A 20,008-nucleotide genomic window follows, 5' to 3' on the forward strand; every position below is an offset into this window, starting at 1 on the left:
CGCGGTCAGGGCACCGGCTATTCCGGCATCGAGAACCCGCTGTTCTTCAAGGACAACACCCGCATGTTCTATGGCGATGCGAAAGACAGCATCAATAAGCTGTTGCCGATGATCGAGTGAGCCTTTTCCGGTGAACAGTCTATAACCATGACAGGGGCCCGTGCGGCCCCTGTCGCATATGAGCCACCGCAGGAGAGCCGCGTGACCCCCGAGACCGAACATCCCATGCGCTATGCGCTGGTGAATGAGCTGCACGCCCGGCCCTCGCCCCGGCTGCGGGCGCCCTCGACGGCGGTGTTTCTGGCCTTCAAGGAACCACGCGACGCCGCCAACCGCGACCGGGCGCGCGATCAGGCGCATCTGGCCGAACTGGTCACCCGCCATGGCGGACAGCGCCCCGACCCGGAGGAAAGCCATTATCAGGGCAAGCTGGGGCGGCACGATCTGAAATGGGAAAGTCACACCGAATTCGTGACCTATATGGCGATGACGCCGGGCCTGCCGCCACGGCCCTTTGACCCCTCCGCCGCCGCGATCTTTCCCGATCCGTGGCAGGACCATGCGCCGGGCCGCCGGGTCGCCGCCGTCATGGTGCAGATCGACCTGATGCCCGAAGACCCGGCCGAGGTGCTGACCCGCATCTCGGGCTGGTTTGCGCGCGACAGTCTGGCGGCGGTCTGGGTGCTGGACAAAACCGCCGTGATCGCCAGCGATTTCCGCATCGACCCGGATGGCTGGATGCGCTTTGCCGCCTTCGTGCGCCCCGACGTGTCCGAGGGCCGGATCGGGCGGCTGGTGCACCGGCTGGTCGAACTGGAGACCTATCGCGCCGTCTCGATGCTGGGGCTGAGCCGGGCGCGGGATCTGAGCTCGCGGCTGAATGCGCTGGAGCTGCGGCTGTCGGCGCTGGTCGACAGCATGGCCGACGGTGCGCGCCCCGCCGAGGAGGTGCTGCACGACCTGCTGCCCATCGCCACCGAGCTGGAGGCGCAGGCCACCCAGCACAGTTTCCGCTTTGGCGCCACGCGTGCCTATCAGGCCATCGTCGCCGACCGGATCGAGGTTCTGCGCGAGTCCCGCTTTCTGCAATGCCAGATGCTGACCGAATTCATGCGCCGCCGCTATCTGCCCGCCATGCGCACCACCCAATCGGCCGAGGCCCGTCTGAAGGCGGTGATGGAGCGGGCGACCCGGACCGGCGAGTTGCTGCGCACGCGGGTCGAGGTCGAACGCAGCGCCCAGAACCAGAAGATCATGGAGCGGATGGACCGCCGCGCCGATCTGCAGCTGCGGTTGCAGCACACGGTCGAGGGGCTGTCGGTCGTGGCGATCAGCTATTACGCTGTGGGGCTGCTGGGCTATGCGATGGCGCCGCTGGCGGCGGGTGTGGGGCTGGACAAGACGGTGCTGATTGCCGCGCTGACGCCGCTGACCGTGCTGGTGGCCTGGTGGGGGATGCGGCGGGTGCGGCAAAACCTGCATCAGGGCGGCCACAGCACATTGTGACTTGTGGCGGGGCAGGGCTGCGGCAATAAACAGGCGACCCTCACCCGGAGCCATGATCATGCGCCTTTACCTTGCCCTTCTGACCCTGACCGCCTTGTCCGCCTGCGGTGTGCCGTTCGTCCCCTTCATCTGATCGAGGATATTATGGTCAAGACCCTGAAAATATTTGGTCTTTCCCATTGCTCAACCTGCCAGAAGGCGCAGGCCGCGCTGGAAGAGCAGGGCTGGCAGGTCAGCTTTCGCGACGTCCAGAAAGAGCCGCTGACCGAGGCAGAGCGTCAGGCGCTTGTCACGGATTTCGGTGAGAAGATCATCAACCGGGCCAGCCTGACCTGGCGCGGCATGTCCGAGGACGAGCGCGCCGCCGATCCGGCCCTGATGATGGGCGCCAAGCCATCAGTGATGAAGCGCCCGGCGATTGTCGAGGGGGATCAAAGGCTTCTGGGCTGGACCGCGAATGTCAAGCGGGCGCTTGGCGTGCCGGTCTGACCCTGATGGGGCAGGGGGCGATGGGGCAGGGGTCGCCTGCCCCTCTCAGCCTTTGCGGCTGGCCAGCGATGCGATCAGCGGCTGCACCGATGTCAGATCATAGCCCGCCTTGGCCGCCGTTTCGAGAATTTCACCCTCGGGCAGTTTTCCAGCCTGATTGAGCGCCCAGAGCACGGTCGAGCGGTTGCCGCTGCGGCAATAGGCGATGACCGGGGCCTGATCGGCGGTGGCGGCGCCGAAATCCGAGATCAGCTGCGGTGTCACCTCGCCGGGCGTGAACGGCAGGTAATGATAGCGCATCCCGGCTTCGGCTGCCGCCTTCGACATGGCGTCATGGTCGATCTGGGCGTCGACCTCGTGGTCGGGGCGGTTGTTGACCAGCACCTTGAACCCTGCGGCGGCCAGCGCGGGCACATCCTCGGGCTGGATCTGGGCCGAGACGGCAAGGGTCGGGCTGAGTTGACGCAGATCCATGGGCGGTCCTTTCGCGGAGCTTCACCGCGATTCAGCCGGTTCGGGGCGGGATGTCAAGCCGCTGGCAGCACCTCGGCCGCGTCTGCCACCAGTCGGGGCAGATGGTCGAAATGGCTGAACCGCGCATGGCTGGTCATCTCGTCCAGCGGCACATGGCGGTAGCCCTCGGTGTACAGCAGAAACGGCACCGGGACGGCCTTGGCGCAGTTCGCGTCGAATTCGCTGTCACCGACATAGAGACCGCGCGGCTGCGCGCCATCCGCCCCAAGCGCCGACAAGGCCGCCCGCAGCGGCGCGGGATGCGGCTTTTTCTCGGGGAGCGAGTCGCCCGCGATCACCACGCCAAAGCTGCGGGTCAGGCCGAAATGTTCAAGAATATGCTGCGTCGGCCCCAGCGGCTTGTTGGTGCACAGGCCAATGGGGTGGCCCAGCTGCGCCAGCGCCGCCAGCGCCCCGGCGGCGCCGGGGTAAAGCCGCGTCAGCGCGGTCGCGTCGTGATAGCGCGACATGAAGGCGGCGATCAGATCGCGGCGATGGACCGGGTCGATGTCGCAGGCCGCAATCACGCGGGTCCACAGCAGATCGACGCCGCCGCCGATAAAGCTGCGCACCCGCGCCAGTGTCAGCGGCGGCACCTGATTGTCGCGCAGCACCGCGTTCACGCAGGCATGAATGTCGGGCGCGCTGTCGATCAGCGTTCCATCAAGGTCGAACACGACCGGGCAAGGGGCACTGCGCATATCAGGCGTCTTTCCATTTGATTGAACATCCCATCGACGGGATCTGATTTTCGGGGCCTTTGCCCGTCGCGGCAATCTGCATCATCGCCTCGAACAGGTCGCGGCGGGCATCGGTCGGACCGGCCGTGCGGCCAGAGGCATCCAGCCGCCCGCGATACTGCAGTCCGCCGTCGCTGTTATAGCCAAAGAAATCCGGCGTGCATTCGGCGCCATAGGCACGGGCAACCTGCTGGGTGGCATCATGCAGGTAGGGAAAGGGAAAGCCGCGCTCTTGCGCCAGCTGGCGCATCTGTTCGGGGCTGTCCTGCGGATAGCTGTCAGCATCGTTCGAAGAGATGGCCACGACGCCGATGCCTGCCGCCTGCAACGCGGCGGCGTCGCGCAGGATCCGGTCAAGGATCGCCTGCACATAGGGGCAATGGTTGCAGATGAACATGACCAGCGTGCCGCGCTGACCTTTGACGTCATCCAGCCGGTACGTCTGGCCATCGGTGCCGGGCAACGAGAAATCCTGCCAGGGGGCGTCGAAATCGCATACGGGTGGTGATACGGCCATCGTCGTCTCCGTGTTGTCTGGCAGCAGTCTGGGGCAAGTGTGAGGATCGCAACAACCCATGAAATGGTCGCAACGCCGATCTGATATTGTAGTTACATAATACAGATTATGGGTAAATGAGTTGCGCCTTCCTGTGTGGTCTCAGCCGCGCGCGCAGACCGACATGGCGGCAGACATGCCGGATCGTCCAGCAGCCGACAAAGGATGTGCTGCTGCGGCCCGTCTTAAATTAAAACTGTTATATATCAAACAGATAGCTGTTATCCGGCCACCTGTGCCGCCATCTCTTCCGAGCCCAGCATGTCAGCCAGACTAAGCGACTCGATCAGGATCAGATAGGACCAGAACAGTTCCGCAAAGACCCGGCGCAAGCGGCAGGTGGCCTCATCCGTGCAGTCCTCGCAGCGCTGATAGGCGCGCCGCGACAGGCAGGGCAAAGGCGCGATCGGCCCGTCGATCAGGCGCAGAAGCTCTGATATGGAGATCTCTTCGGGCCTTTTGATCAGCAAATAGCCGCCCGAGCGGCCCCGGATCGAGGCCACGATCCCGGCATTGCGGATCTCCAGCAGGATCTGCTCGAGAAACCGTTTGGGCGTCCCCGAGCGGGTGGCGATGGCCTCGATGGTCAGCGCCTCGGGATGATTGCGCCGCGCCTCGTCACCCAGAATAAGCAGGGCTTTCAGCGCGTATTTCATCTTTTGCGTGATCATCAGAGAGGCCTTTGGCGCGGCGTGTAATACGGATCATAGGCAATTTCGCGCGGACAGGCCAGAAAAGACGACTTGTCGGCGGGGGTTTTCTGCGACAGGCCCCCGCCGCGTCGTGCTCAGTTCCCTGACAGACCCGGCGGCGGACCACCCAATCCGAGGCCCATCCCGCCCGGTGCCGGCTCGGTCGCGCCTGAATCACCCGCCGGATCACCCGCCGGATCACCCGCCGGCGCCGGGCTGGCCGGCTGCTGCTGGCCAAAGGGCGAGCCGCCCAGACCGCCAAGTGTGCCAAATCCGCTGCCGCCGCCCGGCTGCGCGCCGTTCAGGCCCCCGCCAAGCCCGCCGCCAAGCCCGCCGCCAAGCCCGCCTCCCATGGGGATCTCGATGCGGATATTCGAGCTGTCGATCACCGGGCCGCGATAGTGCATGACCATCTGCGGGAAGGCGATCACAGCCACGATCATCAGCACCTGCAGCCCCACAAACGGCACCGCACCGCGATAGATGTCGATCGTGCTGACCGCGGGCATCTGCAAGCCGGTCACCTTGTCCTTGTAGGGTTTTCGCGGCGCCACGGATCGCAGATAGAACAGCGCAAACCCCACCGGAGGCGTCAGGAACGAGGTCTGCATCGTCACCGCCAGAATGACCCCGAACCACACAAGGTCGATGCCCAGCACATTCGCCGCCGGGATCAGCAGCGGCACGATGACAAAGGCCAGCTCGAAGAAATCCAGAAAGAACGCCAGGAAAAAGATGATGGCGCAGACGGCGACGAGGAACCCGATCTCGCCCCCCGGCAGCGCGGTCATCAGGTCGCGCACCCAGATATGGCCGTTGATCGAATAATAGGTCAGCGAAAAGACCGTGGCGCCGATCAGGATGAACATGACAAAGGCCGACAGCTTGACCGTCGCCAGCAGCGCCTGATTGACGACGCCAAACGACAGCCGCCCCTTCATCCCGGCCAGCACCAACGCGCCGACCGCGCCCATGGCGCCGCCCTCGGTCGGCGTCGCGATGCCCAGAAAGATCGTGCCCAGCACCAGAAAGACCAGCGCCAGCGGCGGGATCATCACGATGATCACCTGCCGCGTCATCGGCGACATCAGATGCAGCCCCGTGACCCGGTCCAGCAGCGCCAGCAGCAGCATGACCACCACGGTCAGCGCGGCGGCCCAGATGGCGCTGTCATCGCCCAGCTGACCCTCCAGCCATTGCGCGGCCAGCCAGTAGAACCCCAGCGCAAAGGCCAGCGACAGGGCCAGCGACCAGCCGCCCGAGCCCAGGCTGCGGGCCTCGGCGGGCAGCGCGGGCATCGAGGCCGGGCGCAGGAACGACATGACCAGCACGTACAGCATGTAGATCCCGGTCAGCACCAGCGCGGGCACCATCGCCGCCTTGTACATATCGCCCACCGAGCGGCCCAGCTGGTCGGCCAGCACGATCAGCACCAGCGAGGGCGGGATGATCTGCGCCAGCGTCCCCGAGGCGGTGATCACCCCCGAGGCCATACGCCGGTCATAGCCATAGCGCATCATGATCGGCAATGAGATCAGCCCCATCGAGATGACCGAGGCCGCCACGACCCCGGTGGTCGCCGCCAGCAGCGCACCGACCAGAATGACCGCATAGGCCAGCCCGCCGCGCACCGGGCCGAACAGCTGGCCGATCGTGTCCAGCAGATCCTCGGCCATGCGCGAGCGTTCCAGCACGATCCCCATGAAGGTAAAGAACGGGATCGCCAGCAGCGTGTCGTTGCGCATCACCCCGAACACGCGGTCGCCAAGCGCGCCCAGCAGGTTCCAGCCCAGATTGACCTGATCGGACAGCGGCGTCAGGAACACGCCGAAGAAGAAGAACAGCAGCCCGTTGGCGGCCAGCGCGAAGGCGATGGGATAGCCGATCAGCAGAAAGGCGACCATCGACACGAACATGATGGGCGCCAGGTTATGGGCGATAAGGTCGATCACGGGCGGCTCTCCGGGGTGGTGTCGATGCGGTCGTCGCGCATGCCTGCGGTCATCAGCTCGGCCTCGCGCAGCGCCGTGTCATGGCCGACATGCAGGTCGGGGATCAGCCCGCGCATCACCGCGATTTTCTTGATAATCTCGGATATGCCCTGCACGAACAGCATGATGAACCCGGCCAGCAGCACCGCCTTGGCGGGCCAGATGATCAGCCCGCCTGCGTTCATCGACACCTCTCCGGCACGCCATGACCGCATCAGCGAGGGCTGCATCAGCCAGATCATGATGGCCGAGAACGGCATCAGGAACAGCAGGGTGCCCAGCAGGTCGATCCAGTGCTGCACCCGGCGCGACCAGCGGCCATAGATGATGTCGATGCGGATATGTTCGTTGTCCAGCAGCGTCCAGGCGGCGGCCAGCATGAAGGCGCCGCCGAACAGATACCATTGCAGCTCCAGCCAGGCGTTCGAGGACATGGAAAACACCTTGCGCACCACGGCATTGACCGCGCTGACAAGGATCGCCATCAGGATCAGCCAGGCCACCGATTTGCCGATCACGGTTGTGACGCGGTCGATGCCGCGTGACAGGGCCAATAGCCCGTTCATGCTGTAGTCCTCCCCCTTGGCGCGGACCCGGCGGGTCGGGCCGGTTGTGCCCCGGCTTGTGCGCGTTCAACCGGGGTATGACGGATGCCGGGACCGGTCAAGATATTCGGTGCGGGGCGCGCGGCGCAATCGGGCTCAGACCAGTGCGGCAAAGGCCACAAGCACCGCCGTCTCGGCCCACAGCGTGCCCGCGCCCAGCACATCGCCCGTCTGTCCGCCCAGCAGATGCCGGGCACGGGCCGCAACCGCCAGCCCCGCCGCACCCGCAGCCAGCCCCGCCGCCAGCACCGCAGCACCCGGAGCGGCAACGGCCAGCAGCGCCAGGGCCAGCCCGCCCGCCACCAGAACCGATCCGCCCGAGGGGCGCCCGGCCCCCTGCCCCAGCCCGTCGGCGCGCGCGGGCGGCAGGCCCGCCATCAGCGCCACGGTCACCGCGCGCCCGGCAGCCATCGCCGCGATCAGGTGCCACGGACCCAGCCCGGCCAGAGCCGTCAGCCGCAGCGCATAGCACGCGATCAGCGCCACGGCGCCATAGCTGCCGATGGTCGAATCGCGCATGATGCGCAGCCGGTCCTCGCGCGTCCGGCCGCCGCCCGCATCGGCGAAATCGGCCAACGCATCCTCGTGCAGCGCGCCGGTCAGCCAGACAGCCCCCGCCAGCGCCAGCGCGGCGGGCAGCAGCCCCGGCCCCAGCAGCCACAAGGGCAGCGCCGCCAGCGCACCCGCCAGCGCGCCGATCAGCGGAAAAGACCATGCCGCATCCGACAGCGGCATCACGCGGGCGGGCAACAGGCGGCCAAGCGGCAGGCGGGTCAGAAACACCGCCGCCAGCAGCGCCTGATGCCACCTAGCCCGCAATCCCGGCCTCGGCAAAGGTGGCCATGCCGTTGTGGCATTCCAGCGCCGCGCGCAGCACCAACAGCGCCACGGCAGCACCCGAACCCTCGCCCAGCCGCATGTCCAGCGACAGCACGGGCGTCATTCCCAGGGCTGCGATCAGGCGGCGATGGCCCGGCTCGGCGCTTTCATGGCCGATCAGGCAATGGGCCAGCGCATCGGGATCGTCGCGGGTCAGCACGGCGGCGGCGGCGGTGCAGATGAACCCGTCCAGCAGCACCGGCAGCCCCAGTTCGCGCGCGCGCCGCACCGCGCCGCAGATCGCCGCCTGCTCGCGCCCGCCAAACGCCGCCAGCGTGGCGCGCGTATCGGTGGGCGCGTGACGCGCCAGCCCCTCGGCCACGACCGCGATCTTGCGCGTCAGAACCTCGCCCGCAGCCCCCGTGCCGGGGCCGGTCCAGTCCTCGGCCTGCCCGCCAAAGACCGACCCCGCCAGCGCCGCCGAGACGGCGGAATTGCCGATCCCCATCTCGCCCAGCAGCAGTAGATCGGCGCCGGGATCGACCGCATCGGCCCCGGCCTGCATTGCGGCTGAGACCTCGGCATCGCTCATGGCGGGGCCTTGGGTGAAATCGCCGGTGGGCCGGTCCAGATCCAGCGGCACGACGGTCAGATCCGCCCCCGCCGCGCGGCACAGCTGGTTGATGGCCGCACCACCGGCGCGGAAATTGGCGACCATCGCCGCCGTGACCTCGGCGGGAAAGGGCGTGATCCCGCGCGCCACGATGCCGTGATTGCCCGCAAAGACCAGCGCCTGCGCGGCGGTGATCCGGGGGCGCGCCTGCCCCTGCCAGCCGGCCATGAACACGGCCAGATCCTCCAGCCGGCCAAGCGAGCCGGGCGGCTTGGTCAATTCGGCCTGCCGCGCGCGGGCGGCATTGGCGGCGGTCTCGTCATAGTGGCGCATCGGGATCGTCCCTTGTCGGTTTCAGGCGCAGGGGCTGGCCCGCGACGGCCAGCCAGACCTCATCGGCCATCCCCGCGATCAGTTGGTTCATCCGCCCGTGATCGTCGCGAAACCGACGGGACAGCTCATTTGCCGGAACGATGCCCTGTCCCAGCTCGTTCGTGACCAGCACCACAGGGCCGGATTGCTGGCGCAGCGCCGCGACAAGCGCGCCGACATCCGCCTGACCCATGCAGTTTGACAGCCACAGCGTCAGGCAATCGACCAGCCGCGCGCCCTGCCCGTCGGTCCGGTGCAGCGCCCCGGCCAGCGCGACCGGCTCTTCGACCGTGATCCAGCCTTCGCCGCGACGCCGTTGATGCCGCGCGATTCGTTCAGCCATCTCGCCATCGCGCGGCTCGGCTGTCGCGATATAGAGGCGCGGCAGACCGTGGCGCGCGACCAGCCGTTCGGCCAGATCGGATTTGCCCGAGCGCGCGCCGCCCGTCACCAGCGTGATATGTCCCCGGTCGCTCATGGCGCGCATCTGTTCCACATGACGCGCCGTCTGTGAAGCGGGAATGCGCCTTGCCGATGCCCGCGCTTTGCCTAAGGTGCACCGGATTGCACATGACCCGGAGACCACGCGGTGATCAGCTTGTCGCCACCACCGCCCGACAGACCGTCCGCGCCGCGCCGGATCAGCGACCGGGGCGCAGGCGCGCGCGCCCGCCACAGCGAGGTTGCAGCCCATGCCCACTGACACGCCAAAGGGTCCGTCCTTTTCGGCCCGGTGGGCGGCGCTGAAGAACATCCCGCCGTTTCTGGTGCTGGTCTGGCGGGCCAGCCCGGCGCTGACCGCCGCCATGATCGTGCTGCGCCTGTTACGGGCGCTGATGCCGGTGGCGATGCTGTGGGTGGGCAAGCTGATCATTGATCAGGTCGTGGCGCTGTCGGGCATGGGCGGGGCGGCCTCGGGCGGGCCGGACAGCCTGTCCGGCTGGTGGGACAGCGGGCTGGCCGACAGGCTGATCTGGCTGGTCGCGCTGGAACTGGCGCTGGCCGTGGCGCAGGATGTGCTGGGGCGGCTGGTCAGCTATGCCGACGCGCTGCTGCAGGAAAAGCTGGTCATCGACATCTCGATCCGGCTGATGGACCACGCGGCGGGGCTGGACCTTGCCAGTTTCGAGGATGCCGGATTTCAGGACCGTCTGGACCGCGCGCGGCGCCAGACGATGGGACGCATTCCGCTGCTGAACCAGCTGATGCAGCAGATGCAGGACAGCGTGACGGTGGCCAGCTTTGCCATCGGCCTGATCCTGTATAATCCGTGGCTGGTGGTGCTGCTGGCGCTGGCGCTGATCCCGTCCTTGCTGGGCGAGATGCACTTCAACGCCCGCACCTATGCGCTGAACCACGCCCGCGCGGCCGACCGGCGCGAACGCGACTATCTGCGCATGATCGCCGCCACCGCCGAGACCGCGAAAGAGGTCAAGATATTCGGCCTGTCGCCCTGGCTGCGCGACCGTTATCTGGTGCTGGCCGAGCGGTTCTATCGCGAGAACCGCAAGATCCAGAGGCGGCAACTGTCGGTCATGGCGGTGCTGACGGCGCTTGGCACGCTGGCCTATTACGCGGCGTTCCTGTGGATCATCGCGCGCACGCTGACGGGGCAGCTGACGCTTGGCGATCTGACCTTTCTGTCGGGCAGCTTCCTGCGCCTGCGCGGGCTGCTGGAGGGGCTGCTGGCGGGCTTTTCCAGCATGGCGGGGCAGGCGATGTATCTGGACGACCTGTTCGGGTTCTTCACCGCCCTGCCCGCCATTGCCTCGCCCGCCGATCCGCTGCCGGTGCCCAACCCGATCCGGCAGGGATTCCGGTTCGAGAATGTGGGCTTCCGCTATCCGGGCCGCGAGGCTTGGGCGGTCCGCCACATGACGCTGGATCTGCACGCGGGCGAAACCGTGGCGCTGGTGGGCGAGAATGGCGCGGGCAAGACCACCATCGTCAAGCTGCTGGCGCGGCTCTATGACCCTGATGAGGGGCGCATCACGCTGGATGGGCGCGACCTGCGTGATTATGATCTGGACGGCCTGCGCGGCGCCATCGGCGTGATCTTTCAGGATTTCGTCCGCTATGCGGTGACGGCCGCCGAAAACATCGCCATCGGCCGCATCGAGGAACGCGAGGACCGGCCGCGCATCGTGGCCTCGGCCGAGCGCGCGCTGGCGGATCAGGTGATTGCGAAGCTGCCGCAGGGCTATGACCAGATGGTCGGTCGCCGCTTTGCGCGCGGGTTGGACCTGTCGGGCGGCGAGTGGCAGAAGCTGGCCATCGCGCGCGCCTATATGCGCGACGCGCAGTTGCTGGTGCTGGACGAGCCGACCGCCGCGCTGGATGCCCGCGCCGAGTTCGAGGTGTTCCAGCGCTTTCGCGACCTGACCGAGGGGCGCACGGCGCTGCTGATCTCGCACCGCTTTTCGTCCGTGCGGATGGCCGACCGCATTATCGTGCTGGAACAGGGCGCCGTGCAGGATCAGGGCAGCCACGCGGAATTGTTATCGCGCCCGGGACGTTACAAGGAACTGTTCGAATTGCAGGCGCAGGGTTATCGCTAGAACATGCCGCCCAGCAGGATCACCACCAGAAGGGCCGCAGCCGGAATCGCCACCGCGACCACGAAAATATCGCCATAGCTTTTGCGGTGGCTCATCCCGCTGATCGCCAGCAGGGTGATGACCGCGCCGTTATGGGGCAGCGCGTCGAACCCGCCCGAGGCCAGCGCGGTGACGCGGTGCATCAGCTCCATGCTGATCCCCTGCGCCTGCCCCATTTCCGCGAATTGCGCGCCAAGCGTCTGCAGCGCGATCGACATCCCCCCCGAGGCGCTGCCGGTGATGCCCGCCAGCACCATCACCGCCACCGCCAGCGAGGCGACGGGATCGGCGGGAAACAGCCCCAGCACCGCGTCGCGCAGAGCCAGAAAGCCCGGCAGCGAGGCGATCACCGCGCCATAGCCCACCACCGAGGCGGTGTTGAGGATCGGCTGCAACGAGCCGATCGTGCCTTCGTTGACGCTGCCGCGCAGGCTGGCAAAGCGGCGCCGGTTCAGCGCGATGGCAAGACAGATCGACACGACCAGCGCGACGATGATCGCCCACAGCCCCGCCACCGCCGACAGATCGGTCCCGCCATATTCCGGCAGGGCAAGATAGGCGGTCTGCATGCGCGGAAAGACGACCCAGCTCAGCAGCGCATTCAGCGCGATCACCGCGACCACGGGCATGACCGCCTGCGCAAAGGGCGGCAGGTCGGCCTCCTCGGGCAGGCTGGCATCGGCGGGGGTGGCGGGGTGGGTGCCGTATCCCTCGCCGCGCGCGGTGGCAGCAGCCGCACGGCGGTTCAGCCACAGCGTGCCGCCCGCCAGCATGATCGCCCCCGCCAGCAGCCCCAGAACCGGCGCGGCAAAGACATTGGTGCCGAAAAACGGCATCGGGATGGCGTTCTGGATCGCGGGCGTGCCGGGAAAGGCGCTCATGGTGAAGGTGAAGGCGCCAAGCGCGATGGTCGCGGGCAGCAGCCGCTTGGGGATGCCCGCGCGGCGGAACAGCGCGCTGGCGATGGGATAGACGGCAAAGGCCACCACGAACAGCGACACGCCGCCATAGGTCAGCACCCCGCAGGACAGCACCACCGCCAGAATCGCCCGGCTGGCGCCAAGCCGCGCCACGATCCATTCGGCAATGCTGCGCGCAGCCCCGCTGTCGGCCATGATCTTGCCAAAGATCGCGCCCAGCAGGAACAGCGGAAAATACAGGATGACGTAATCGCCAAGCGCCGTCATGAAGACCTGCGTATAGCTTGCCAGCAGCGGCACCCCGCCCGACATCGCCACCGCCAGCAGCGCCAGAACCGGCGACAGGACCAGAACATTGATCTCGCGATAGGCCAGATACATCAGCAAGATCAGCGACAGAAAGATGCCCAGCAGACCCATATCGCGCGCGCCCCGCATGCCCGTTTCGGATGGGCCGCAGGGTCTCATCCCCGGCAACCGGGCGCAAGATGCTGCAATGCAGAAAAGGGCGTGGTCAAAGCGGTGGTAGGGGTAGAGGGACTCGAACCCCCACGCCTTGCGGCGGGGCATTTTGAATGCCCTGCGTCTACCATTCCGCCATACCCCCAGGACCAGTGCCCGGCGCTTTGACCGAAGGCCCCGAGGGGCCGTGAAATCTGACGTAAATCGGCCCGCGCGGATTTGCAAGCCCGCGCGCGCGGGTCTGTCAGGCGCGGCCCAGCTTTTCCAGCCGCGCCTGCCGCAGTTGCGCGAAATCATCGCCCGCATGATAGGACGACCGCGTCAACGGCGTGGCCGAGACCATCAGGAACCCCTTGCCATAGGCCGATTTCTCATAGCCCGAGAATTCCTCGGGGGTGACAAAGCGGTCCACACGGTGATGCTTGGGCGTCGGCTGCAGATACTGGCCGATGGTGATAAAGTCGATATCGGCGGCGCGCATGTCGTCCATCACCTGCAAGACGCCCTGCCGGTCCTCGCCCAGACCCACCATGATCCCCGATTTGGTGAACATGGTCGGATCAAGCTCCTTGACCTTTTGCAGAATGCGCAGCGAATGGAAATAACGCGCACCGGGCCGCACGGTCGGATAGAGGCCGGGCACGGTTTCCAGATTGTGGTTGAACACATCGGGCCGCGCCTCGACTACCTTCTCCAGCGCGCCGGGGGCCGATTTCAGGAAATCCGGCACCAGCACCTCGATCGTCGAGGCGGGCGAGCGGTGGCGGATCGCGCGGATGGTCTGGGCGAAATGCTCGGCGCCACCATCGTCCAGATCGTCGCGGTCGACGCTGGTGATGACGACATGGTTCAGGCCCAGCTTCTGCACCGCATGGGCGACGCGGCCGGGTTCAAACGCGTCCAGCGCGTTGGGCTTGCCGGTGGCCACATTGCAGAAGGTGCAGCCGCGGGTGCAGATCTCGCCCATGATCATCATGGTGGCGTGGCCTTGGCTCCAGCATTCGCCGACATTGGGGCAGCCTGCTTCCTCGCAGACGGTCGACAGGCGATGTTCGCGCAGCAGATCGCGCGTGGCCTTGTAGCCTTCGGATGTGGGCGCCTTGACGCGGATCCATGCGGGTTTTTTCGGCTGCGCCTGATCGGGGCGATGCGCCTTTTCCGGGTGGCGCTGATCCGGGATCGTGAGGTCGCGCAAACTGGTCATCCTTCTGGTCGCGGGCGTTCCGTCGCGTATCCGCCATATCTAAGGCGTTCCGCACCCTTTGGCAACGCGCGCGTCCCCCGATACCGGCAGCTAGGCCAGCAGCGGGCGCGCCGCATCCGACAGGATCTGCGCCAGCTCATCGAACCAGCCGCCCGGCGGGGTCGAGGCGCGGCGCATCAGCACCACCTGCCGCGCGGGCTGAGGATCGGGAAAGCGGATCGCGGTCAGGCCGGGGGCGGCGGCAATCTCCTGACTGCGGGCGATCTCGGGCAGGAAGGTCAGCCCCATCCCCTGCGCCGCCAGCCGGCACAGCGTCGCCAGCGAGGCCGCGCCCAGATCCAGCCGGCTGCTGCGACGGTTCAGCCCGCAGACCTCCAGCGCCTGATCGCCAAGGCAATGCCCCTCATCCAGCAGCAGCAGCTGGCCGGGGTCCAGATCGCGCGGCCCGATGCTGCGGGCGTCGCTGCGGGCGTCCAGATCGGCGATGCGCGCGGCGCTGCCCGCCAGCAGAAAGCGGTCGGTGAACAGGGGCACGGCCTCGGTGCTGCCCCCCTGCGGCGGGGTCGCCACCACCACCGCATCCAGCCGCCCGGCGGCCAGCTCGTCCAGCAGGCGTTCGGTCTGCGCCTCGCGCAGATGCAGGTCGCGGCCGATATTCTGCGCCCGCAGCACCGGCAGGGCCACCGGCAGCAGATAGGGCGCCACCGTCGGGATCATCCCCAGCATCAGGCGGCCCCCCTGCCCCGGCTGCCGCATCGCCTGTTCCAGCCCCGCCATGCTGGCCATGACACGGCGGGCATGGGTGTCCAGCGCCCGGCCCTGAGGGGTCAGAACGATCCCCGCGGGCGTGCGCTCGACCAGCCTTGCGCCTGCGACCTCTTCCAGTTGCCGGATCTGCATCGACAGGGCGGGCTGGGTGACATGGATCGCCTCGGCGGCGCGGGTGAAATGCGCGTGTTCCGACAGGGCCAGAAAATAGCGCAACTGGCGCAAGGTGATGTTCATAAGCCCGCCTGATGCGCATGGTGCAATGGATAAGCGATACCTTATCGCGCCACACGCCGCCACTCAAGCGGCGCGCGCGGGCATCAGCCGATCAGCGGCGCGCCCTTGCCATAGGTTTCGGCGTAATGCCGTTCCAGCCGCATCAGCGCCAGCCGCAGCACGATCTTGCCCGAGCGCGCGGACCAGCCCAGCCTGCGCTCGGTCATCTCGATCCCTTCCAGAAAGCAGCAGACCCGCAGCACGATGTCGCCCATCCCCGGCCCCAGATCACGCAGCGCAAGGGCCACCCGGTCGCGCGCCGTCTCGGACCCGCCGCGATGCCCGCCGCCATGGCGCGACACGTCGATGCCCGAGGTCATGAACCCGTCCCAGTTCTGCGTCACGCGCGGCCCCATCTGCGCCAGTTCGAAATCCTCGCGCAGCCGTTCCCCGGCCGCGACCATGCCCGCGCTGAGAAAGGGCTGTCCGTCCGTATCCCGCCTGCGCGCCAGCAGCAGCAGCGGCGCCTCGGCGATGTTGACGCGGGCACGGCGGCGGCGGCCATCTTCGGGGTCGGTGATGAGCCGGTCGTCCCAGACCCGATGCTGACCGGCATGGTCGAATGTGGTGGGCGCCTCGGCCATGCCGGTCACGACCGGCGCGGCCTCGTCAAAGGCGTCCGGGCCCGGCACCGCGTTGCGCTGACGGGGCGAGCGCAGCATCTGGCGCAGCGCGTCGCGACCGGTGGGCGCCATCACATAGCGCGACAGCCGACCGCCCTGCCCCGATTGCACCACCCAGCCGCGCAGGGCCAGTTCCTCGGCCAGATGCCGGGTCAGCACGGCGGTGCGGATGTCGTCGCGGGTGACGATCGCCTTGTCCATGCCCACAGCCGAGGCCAGCACCGCGCCCGGTTCCGACAGCCGCCGCAGCACGCGCAGCGCCTGACGCTCATCGAACTGGGGCGCCGGGCGGGGGGCCGATGTCAGCGCAGCGTCGACCAGCGGATCGTCGCGCCGCGCCTCGAACCGGCGGATGCGGCGCAGAATGGTCGAGGCATGGCACCCCGTCTCGCGCGCCAGCGCGCGGATCGCCTCGCCATTCTCGACATGGCGCAGATACAGCTGCGCGTCCTGGCAAAGGTCATCATCGGCGGAACCGTCCGGGGCAGCAAGGCAGGCGCCGTCCTCGCGGTGCTCCGCCTCGTGGGGGCCGATTGCGAAATCACCGGAAAATATCGTCATGTCACGTCCCTTGTGGTCCTTGGGCAGTCCGGCAAAAAACCACCCTGGGTTGAATCTTCGCCCATCTTGGTTAACCGGGCGTTTCTGCACGTAGACGCAACAATCACTAACAAACCCTAAAGAATGATTGCCGGTGCGTGCGCTGCACGGGCAGAATCGGCAACACACCCTGTGGTTGTGTGAAGCTGTGGCTGTCGCAGATCAAAGGATTGATGCCATGACCGCAGACCGTGCCGCAGCCAACCTGTCAGCCAACAGTTCCAAAGGCAGGGACGGCAATGTGATTCCCTTTCACCCCCGCGGCACCGATCAGCCGCTGCGCCGTCCCCGGCTGCTGATCCGGGCCGCGCGCGAGGGTCAGCGTGGATGGCGCCGCGAGCGCGATCTGGCGCGGCTCCTGCGGCTGGACAATTGCCCGCGCCCCGGCGCCTGCCTGCCGCGCCTGCGCGCCGAAGAGGCGATGGTGAACGACATGCGGCTGGCCGCTGCGGCGGAATATCCCATGCGGCGCCACGTGCTGCTGATGGTGGCGATTCTGGCCGAGATGAAGGCCGCGATCGAGGCCGCACCCGCGCCGCTGCTGGCCGCGCGCTAGGCGCGTGTTCAGCGCGGCTTTTTCAGCAGCGATCCCAGAAGGCCGCGCACCAGCGCCTGCCCGGTGCGTGTGCCCAACTCTCTGGCAAGGCGCTTGCCGAAGGTCTCCGCGACGCCATCGCTGCGCGCGGTCGAGGTGCGGCGCGCTGGCGGCTGATAGCGCCGCGCCTGCTGCAGGGCCTCGGGCGGGGGCGCATCGGCGGTGCGCCGTGCCAGCATCTCATGCGCCGAATCGCGGTCGATGCTGCGGTCGTATTTCGGCCCCAGATCGGACGCGGCCAGATGCGCCTGCAGCTGCGCCCCGGTGATCGGGCCGGGCTGGCTGAAGGGCGGGCGGATCAGCGTGCGCTGCGCCACGCCGGGACTGCCCTTGGCCTCAAGAAACGAGGTCACGGCCTCGCCCGTGCCCACCTGCCGGATCGCCTCGGCAATGTCGAAATCCGGGTTGGGCCGGTAATTCTGCGCCGCGTCGCGCAGCGCCTTCTGGTCGCGCGCGGTAAAGGCGCGCAGTGCGTGCTGGACCCGGTTGCCCAGCTGCGACAGGACCGGATCGGGAATATCGGTCGGGTTCTGGCTGATGAACCAGACGCTGACGCCTTTCGACCGGATCAGCCGCGCGACCTGTTCCACCTTTTCGATCAAGGCTTTGGGCGCGTCACCGAACAGCAGATGCGCCTCGTCGAAAAAGAACGCCACGCGCGGGCGGTCGGGATCGCCGATTTCAGGCAGCTGTTCGAACAGCTCTGACAGCAGCCACAGCAGAAAGGTCGCATAGAGGCGCGGTGAAGTCATCAGCCGCCCCGCCGACAGGATATTGATGACCCCCTTGCCCGAGGCGTCGCACCGGATCAGGTCCGACAGCTCCAGCGCCGGTTCCCCGAACAACCGCGCGCCGCCCTGATTCTCCAGCACCAGCAGCGCGCGCTGGATCGCGCCGACGCTGGCGGCGCTGACATTGCCATAGCGCAGCGACAGGTCACCGGCATTCGCGCCCACCCAGCGCAGCATCGCCTGCAGATCCTTGAGATCGAGGACCGGCAGCCCCTCTTCGTCGGCCACGCGAAAGGCGATGTTCATCACCCCCTCCTGCACGGCGGTCAGGTCCAGCAGTCGCGACAGCAGCAGGGGCCCCATCTCGGCCGGGGTGGTGCGGACGGGGTGGCCCTGCTCGCCCCAGACATCCCAGAACGCCACCGGAAATCCCTGATAATCCAAAGACAAACCGATCCGACCGGCGCGTGCGACAAAGGCGTCATGCAGCCGCCCGCCCGGATCGCCGGGGCGCGACAGGCCCGCCAGATCGCCTTTCACATCCGCCAGAAAGACGGGAACGCCCGCCAGCGACAGGCTTTCGGCCAGCGTCTGCAAGGTCACCGTCTTGCCGGTGCCGGTCGCGCCCGCAATCAGCCCGTGCCGGTTCGCCAGCCGCAACAAAACTGTTTCAGAGGTTCCATAGTCGGGGCCGCAGCCGCCGACAAAGATCTCTCCTGCCTCTGGATCAAGCACTGACCGCATCATCGTTCCACCCGCCGGCGATTTTTCGCAGGCGAACATGCAACGCTTTATCGCGCAAGACTAACTTAACCTTTTCGTGTCATGGTTGAGTCGTCCGGTGCCGCATCCTTGGCGTCGGACCTTCCTCCCTGTTGGACTGCCGCGCCTTCGGGCGCGGCTTTTTTCATCTGAGAACGGGGCAGCGCCGAAACCTGACCAAAGGGACAGTTCTGGGCTGTTGACGGATCACGACGCCGCGACTAGTTTCGCGCCCAATGATGACCGGCCAGTCCGGCAGGGAGACTGCGCACCAACAATCGCGCGAGGGGCCGCAGCAATCACTGGCTGCGGCCTTATCTAATTCCCGCAGATGACGGCATGATGACAATGCGGTAACGAATTTGCGGCGCAGGCAGCAAAAAGGGCCAGCAAAAAGGGCGATGCATCGCACCGCCCTGCACCGCCCTGCCCTGGGTGGTCTGCGGGACAAACTCAGCCGCTGAACAGGAAATGCAGCACGTCGCCGTCCTTGACCTCATAGGACTTGCCCTCGACCCGCAGCTTGCCGGCCTCGCGCGCGCCCGCCTCGCCATTGCCTGCGACGTAATCGTCATAGGCGATGGTTTCGCTGCGGATAAAGCCCTTCTCGAAATCGCCATGGATCACGCCCGCCGCCTGCGGGGCCAGCGTGCCGCGGGTGATGGTCCAGGCGCGGGCCTCTTTCGGGCCGACGGTGAAATAGGTCTGCAAGCCCAGCAATTCATAGCCCGCGCGGATCAGCCGGTCCAGACCCGCCTCGTCCAGCCCCATCTCGGACAGGAACATCTCGGCCTCTTCGGCCTCAAGCTGGCTGATCTCTTCCTCGATCCGGGCCGAGATGACGACATGGCCCGCCCCCTGCGCGGCGGCCATCTGGGCCACCTTGTCGCTCAGCGCATTGCCGTTGGCGGCATCCGTCTCGGCCACGTTGCAGACATACAGAACCGGCTTCGAGGTCAGCAGCTGCAGCATTCCCCAGGCCTTGCGGTCATCCTCGGCGATGTCCAGCGTGCGGGCGGGCTGACCGGCCTCAAGGGCGGTCAGTGCGCGTTTCAGCAGCCCCTCCTGCTGCGCGGCCTCCTTGTCGCCGCCTTTCAGCTTGCGCGCGATATTGGCCAGACGGCGCTCGATCGATTCCATATCGGCGATCATCAGCTCGGTCTCGATCACCTCGGCATCGGCCAGCGGATCGACGCGGCCCTCGACATGGGTGATGTCGCCATCCTCGAAGCAGCGCAGCACATGGGCAATCGCGTCCACCTCGCGGATGGTGGCCAGAAACTGGTTGCCCAGCCCCTCGCCCTTGCTGGCGCCCTTCACCAGACCCGCAATATCGACAAAGGTGATGCGCGTCGGGATGATCTGCTTGCTGCCCGCGATCTGGGCCAGCGTATCCAGCCGCCGGTCGGGCACGGCCACCTCGCCGACATTCGGCTCGATCGTGCAGAACGGAAAATTGGCGGCCTGTGCGGCGGCCGTGCGCGTCAGCGCGTTGAACAGCGTGGATTTGCCCACATTCGGCAAGCCCACGATCCCCATGCGAAAGCCCATCTGCGCGCCCCTTTGTCATTTGC

20 protein-coding genes and 1 tRNA gene are annotated in these 20,008 nt (G+C 67.1%); 5 read left to right on the plus strand and 16 right to left on the minus strand.

Going from position 1 to position 20,008, the window contains the following annotated elements; all coding sequences use genetic code 11:
• The 3 genes from ACK41U_RS09290 to ACK41U_RS09300 form a co-directional block, all read left to right on the plus strand.
• The coding region (locus ACK41U_RS09290; protein WP_409678973.1) for an NAD(P)(+) transhydrogenase (Re/Si-specific) subunit beta at positions 1–120 on the plus strand (120 nt) is incomplete at its 5' end.
• A gap of 81 nt (positions 121–201) precedes the next feature.
• Positions 202–1,506, plus strand: coding sequence for a DUF3422 family protein (locus ACK41U_RS09295; protein WP_409678812.1), 1,305 nt, complete (start codon positions 202–204; stop codon positions 1,504–1,506).
• 144 nt (positions 1,507–1,650) lie between these two features.
• Positions 1,651–1,995 (plus strand): arsenate reductase family protein, encoded by a 345-nt coding sequence (locus tag ACK41U_RS09300; protein ID WP_409678815.1) that lies wholly within the window; start codon positions 1,651–1,653, stop codon positions 1,993–1,995.
• A 45-nt stretch (positions 1,996–2,040) separates the two neighbouring features.
• Here ACK41U_RS09300 and ACK41U_RS09305 read toward each other — a convergent pair whose 3' ends face one another.
• From ACK41U_RS09305 to cobU, 9 genes are all read right to left on the minus strand, one after another.
• Positions 2,041–2,469, minus strand: coding sequence for a TIGR01244 family sulfur transferase (locus tag ACK41U_RS09305; RefSeq protein ID WP_409678817.1), 429 nt, complete (start codon positions 2,467–2,469; stop codon positions 2,041–2,043).
• Positions 2,470–2,522: 53 nt separating this feature from the next.
• On the minus strand, positions 2,523–3,209 hold the full coding sequence (gene gph / locus ACK41U_RS09310) for a phosphoglycolate phosphatase (protein WP_409678820.1): 687 nt from the start codon (positions 3,207–3,209) through the stop codon (positions 2,523–2,525).
• Between the two features lies 1 nt (position 3,210).
• On the minus strand, positions 3,211–3,765 hold the full coding sequence (locus ACK41U_RS09315; RefSeq protein WP_409678823.1) for a thioredoxin family protein: 555 nt from the start codon (positions 3,763–3,765) through the stop codon (positions 3,211–3,213).
• Between the two features lie 260 nt (positions 3,766–4,025).
• Positions 4,026–4,475: an RrF2 family transcriptional regulator gene (locus ACK41U_RS09320; RefSeq protein WP_409678825.1), complete on the minus strand. Its 450-nt coding sequence runs from the start codon at positions 4,473–4,475 to the stop codon at positions 4,026–4,028.
• A 116-nt stretch (positions 4,476–4,591) separates the two neighbouring features.
• The gene (locus ACK41U_RS09325; protein WP_409678828.1) at positions 4,592–6,448 is read right to left on the minus strand and encodes a TRAP transporter large permease subunit; all 1,857 of its coding nucleotides are present in this window, start codon (positions 6,446–6,448) and stop codon (positions 4,592–4,594) included.
• A complete protein-coding gene (locus tag ACK41U_RS09330; RefSeq protein WP_409678831.1) occupies positions 6,445–7,053 on the minus strand; it encodes a TRAP transporter small permease subunit in 609 nt (202 codons plus the stop codon). Before ACK41U_RS09330 ends, ACK41U_RS09325 begins: the two co-directional genes overlap by 4 nt.
• Before the next feature lie 135 nt (positions 7,054–7,188).
• Positions 7,189–7,911: an adenosylcobinamide-GDP ribazoletransferase gene (gene cobS / locus ACK41U_RS09335; protein ID WP_409678834.1), complete on the minus strand. Its 723-nt coding sequence runs from the start codon at positions 7,909–7,911 to the stop codon at positions 7,189–7,191.
• On the minus strand, positions 7,901–8,857 hold the full coding sequence (gene cobT, locus ACK41U_RS09340; protein WP_409678837.1) for a nicotinate-nucleotide--dimethylbenzimidazole phosphoribosyltransferase: 957 nt from the start codon (positions 8,855–8,857) through the stop codon (positions 7,901–7,903). The genes cobS and cobT overlap by 11 nt, the downstream gene beginning before the upstream one ends.
• A complete protein-coding gene (gene cobU, locus ACK41U_RS09345; protein ID WP_409678840.1) occupies positions 8,844–9,374 on the minus strand; it encodes a bifunctional adenosylcobinamide kinase/adenosylcobinamide-phosphate guanylyltransferase in 531 nt (176 codons plus the stop codon). Before cobU ends, cobT begins: the two co-directional genes overlap by 14 nt.
• Before the next feature lie 214 nt (positions 9,375–9,588).
• On the opposite strand from cobU, the gene ACK41U_RS09350 reads away from it, so the two are divergent.
• Positions 9,589–11,454: an ABC transporter ATP-binding protein gene (locus tag ACK41U_RS09350; RefSeq protein ID WP_409678843.1), complete on the plus strand. Its 1,866-nt coding sequence runs from the start codon at positions 9,589–9,591 to the stop codon at positions 11,452–11,454.
• On the opposite strand, the gene ACK41U_RS09355 is transcribed toward ACK41U_RS09350, so the two are convergent.
• From ACK41U_RS09355 to ACK41U_RS09375, 5 genes are all read right to left on the minus strand, one after another.
• A complete protein-coding gene (locus tag ACK41U_RS09355) occupies positions 11,451–12,833 on the minus strand; it encodes a GntP family permease (protein WP_409678976.1) in 1,383 nt (460 codons plus the stop codon). The two genes, ACK41U_RS09350 and ACK41U_RS09355, sit on opposite strands and share 4 nt — an antisense overlap.
• 103 nt (positions 12,834–12,936) lie before the next feature.
• Positions 12,937–13,020, minus strand: a tRNA-Leu gene (locus ACK41U_RS09360).
• 99 nt (positions 13,021–13,119) lie between these two features.
• A complete protein-coding gene (lipA, locus tag ACK41U_RS09365; protein WP_409678846.1) occupies positions 13,120–14,070 on the minus strand; it encodes a lipoyl synthase in 951 nt (316 codons plus the stop codon).
• 99 nt (positions 14,071–14,169) lie between these two features.
• Positions 14,170–15,084: a hydrogen peroxide-inducible genes activator gene (locus tag ACK41U_RS09370; protein ID WP_409678848.1), complete on the minus strand. Its 915-nt coding sequence runs from the start codon at positions 15,082–15,084 to the stop codon at positions 14,170–14,172.
• An 83-nt stretch (positions 15,085–15,167) separates the two neighbouring features.
• Entirely contained in the window at positions 15,168–16,307 is a 1,140-nt protein-coding gene (locus tag ACK41U_RS09375; RefSeq protein WP_409678851.1) for a DUF6456 domain-containing protein, read from the minus strand.
• Between the two features lie 217 nt (positions 16,308–16,524).
• On the opposite strand from ACK41U_RS09375, the gene ACK41U_RS09380 reads away from it, so the two are divergent.
• Entirely contained in the window at positions 16,525–16,902 is a 378-nt protein-coding gene (locus tag ACK41U_RS09380; RefSeq protein ID WP_409678854.1) for a DUF6477 family protein, read from the plus strand.
• 8 nt (positions 16,903–16,910) lie between these two features.
• Here the strand turns inward: ACK41U_RS09380 and ACK41U_RS09385 are convergent, their stop codons facing one another.
• Both ACK41U_RS09385 and ychF read right to left on the minus strand, forming a co-directional pair.
• Positions 16,911–18,416: a helicase HerA-like domain-containing protein gene (locus ACK41U_RS09385; RefSeq protein WP_409678857.1), complete on the minus strand. Its 1,506-nt coding sequence runs from the start codon at positions 18,414–18,416 to the stop codon at positions 16,911–16,913.
• 471 nt (positions 18,417–18,887) lie between these two features.
• Positions 18,888–19,985, minus strand: a complete 1,098-nt coding sequence (ychF, locus tag ACK41U_RS09390) for a redox-regulated ATPase YchF (protein WP_409678860.1) — start codon at positions 19,983–19,985, stop codon at positions 18,888–18,890.
• Positions 19,986–20,008: the final 23 nt, after the last annotated feature.

Origin of the sequence: Paracoccus sp. (in: a-proteobacteria), assembly GCF_046289755.1 — a bacterium.
Classification (GTDB): domain Bacteria; phylum Pseudomonadota; class Alphaproteobacteria; order Rhodobacterales; family Rhodobacteraceae; genus Paracoccus.

Coding starts and splice junctions, on each gene's coding strand:
- cobU (WP_409678840.1), bottom strand. CDS start 9,374: ATGAGCGACCGGGGACATATCACGCTGGTGACGGGCGGCGCGCGCTCG.
- ACK41U_RS09380 (WP_409678854.1), top strand. CDS start 16,525: ATGACCGCAGACCGTGCCGCAGCCAACCTGTCAGCCAACAGTTCCAAA.
- ACK41U_RS09385 (WP_409678857.1), bottom strand. CDS start 18,416: ATGCGGTCAGTGCTTGATCCAGAGGCAGGAGAGATCTTTGTCGGCGGC.
- ACK41U_RS09320 (WP_409678825.1), bottom strand. CDS start 4,475: ATGATCACGCAAAAGATGAAATACGCGCTGAAAGCCCTGCTTATTCTG.
- ACK41U_RS09330 (WP_409678831.1), bottom strand. CDS start 7,053: ATGAACGGGCTATTGGCCCTGTCACGCGGCATCGACCGCGTCACAACC.
- ychF (WP_409678860.1), bottom strand. CDS start 19,985: ATGGGCTTTCGCATGGGGATCGTGGGCTTGCCGAATGTGGGCAAATCC.
- ACK41U_RS09315 (WP_409678823.1), bottom strand. CDS start 3,765: ATGGCCGTATCACCACCCGTATGCGATTTCGACGCCCCCTGGCAGGAT.
- ACK41U_RS09350 (WP_409678843.1), top strand. CDS start 9,589: ATGCCCACTGACACGCCAAAGGGTCCGTCCTTTTCGGCCCGGTGGGCG.
- ACK41U_RS09375 (WP_409678851.1), bottom strand. CDS start 16,307: ATGACGATATTTTCCGGTGATTTCGCAATCGGCCCCCACGAGGCGGAG.
- ACK41U_RS09355 (WP_409678976.1), bottom strand. CDS start 12,833: ATGGGTCTGCTGGGCATCTTTCTGTCGCTGATCTTGCTGATGTATCTG.
- ACK41U_RS09305 (WP_409678817.1), bottom strand. CDS start 2,469: ATGGATCTGCGTCAACTCAGCCCGACCCTTGCCGTCTCGGCCCAGATC.
- cobT (WP_409678837.1), bottom strand. CDS start 8,857: ATGCGCCACTATGACGAGACCGCCGCCAATGCCGCCCGCGCGCGGCAG.
- gph (WP_409678820.1), bottom strand. CDS start 3,209: ATGCGCAGTGCCCCTTGCCCGGTCGTGTTCGACCTTGATGGAACGCTG.
- ACK41U_RS09370 (WP_409678848.1), bottom strand. CDS start 15,084: ATGAACATCACCTTGCGCCAGTTGCGCTATTTTCTGGCCCTGTCGGAA.
- ACK41U_RS09300 (WP_409678815.1), top strand. CDS start 1,651: ATGGTCAAGACCCTGAAAATATTTGGTCTTTCCCATTGCTCAACCTGC.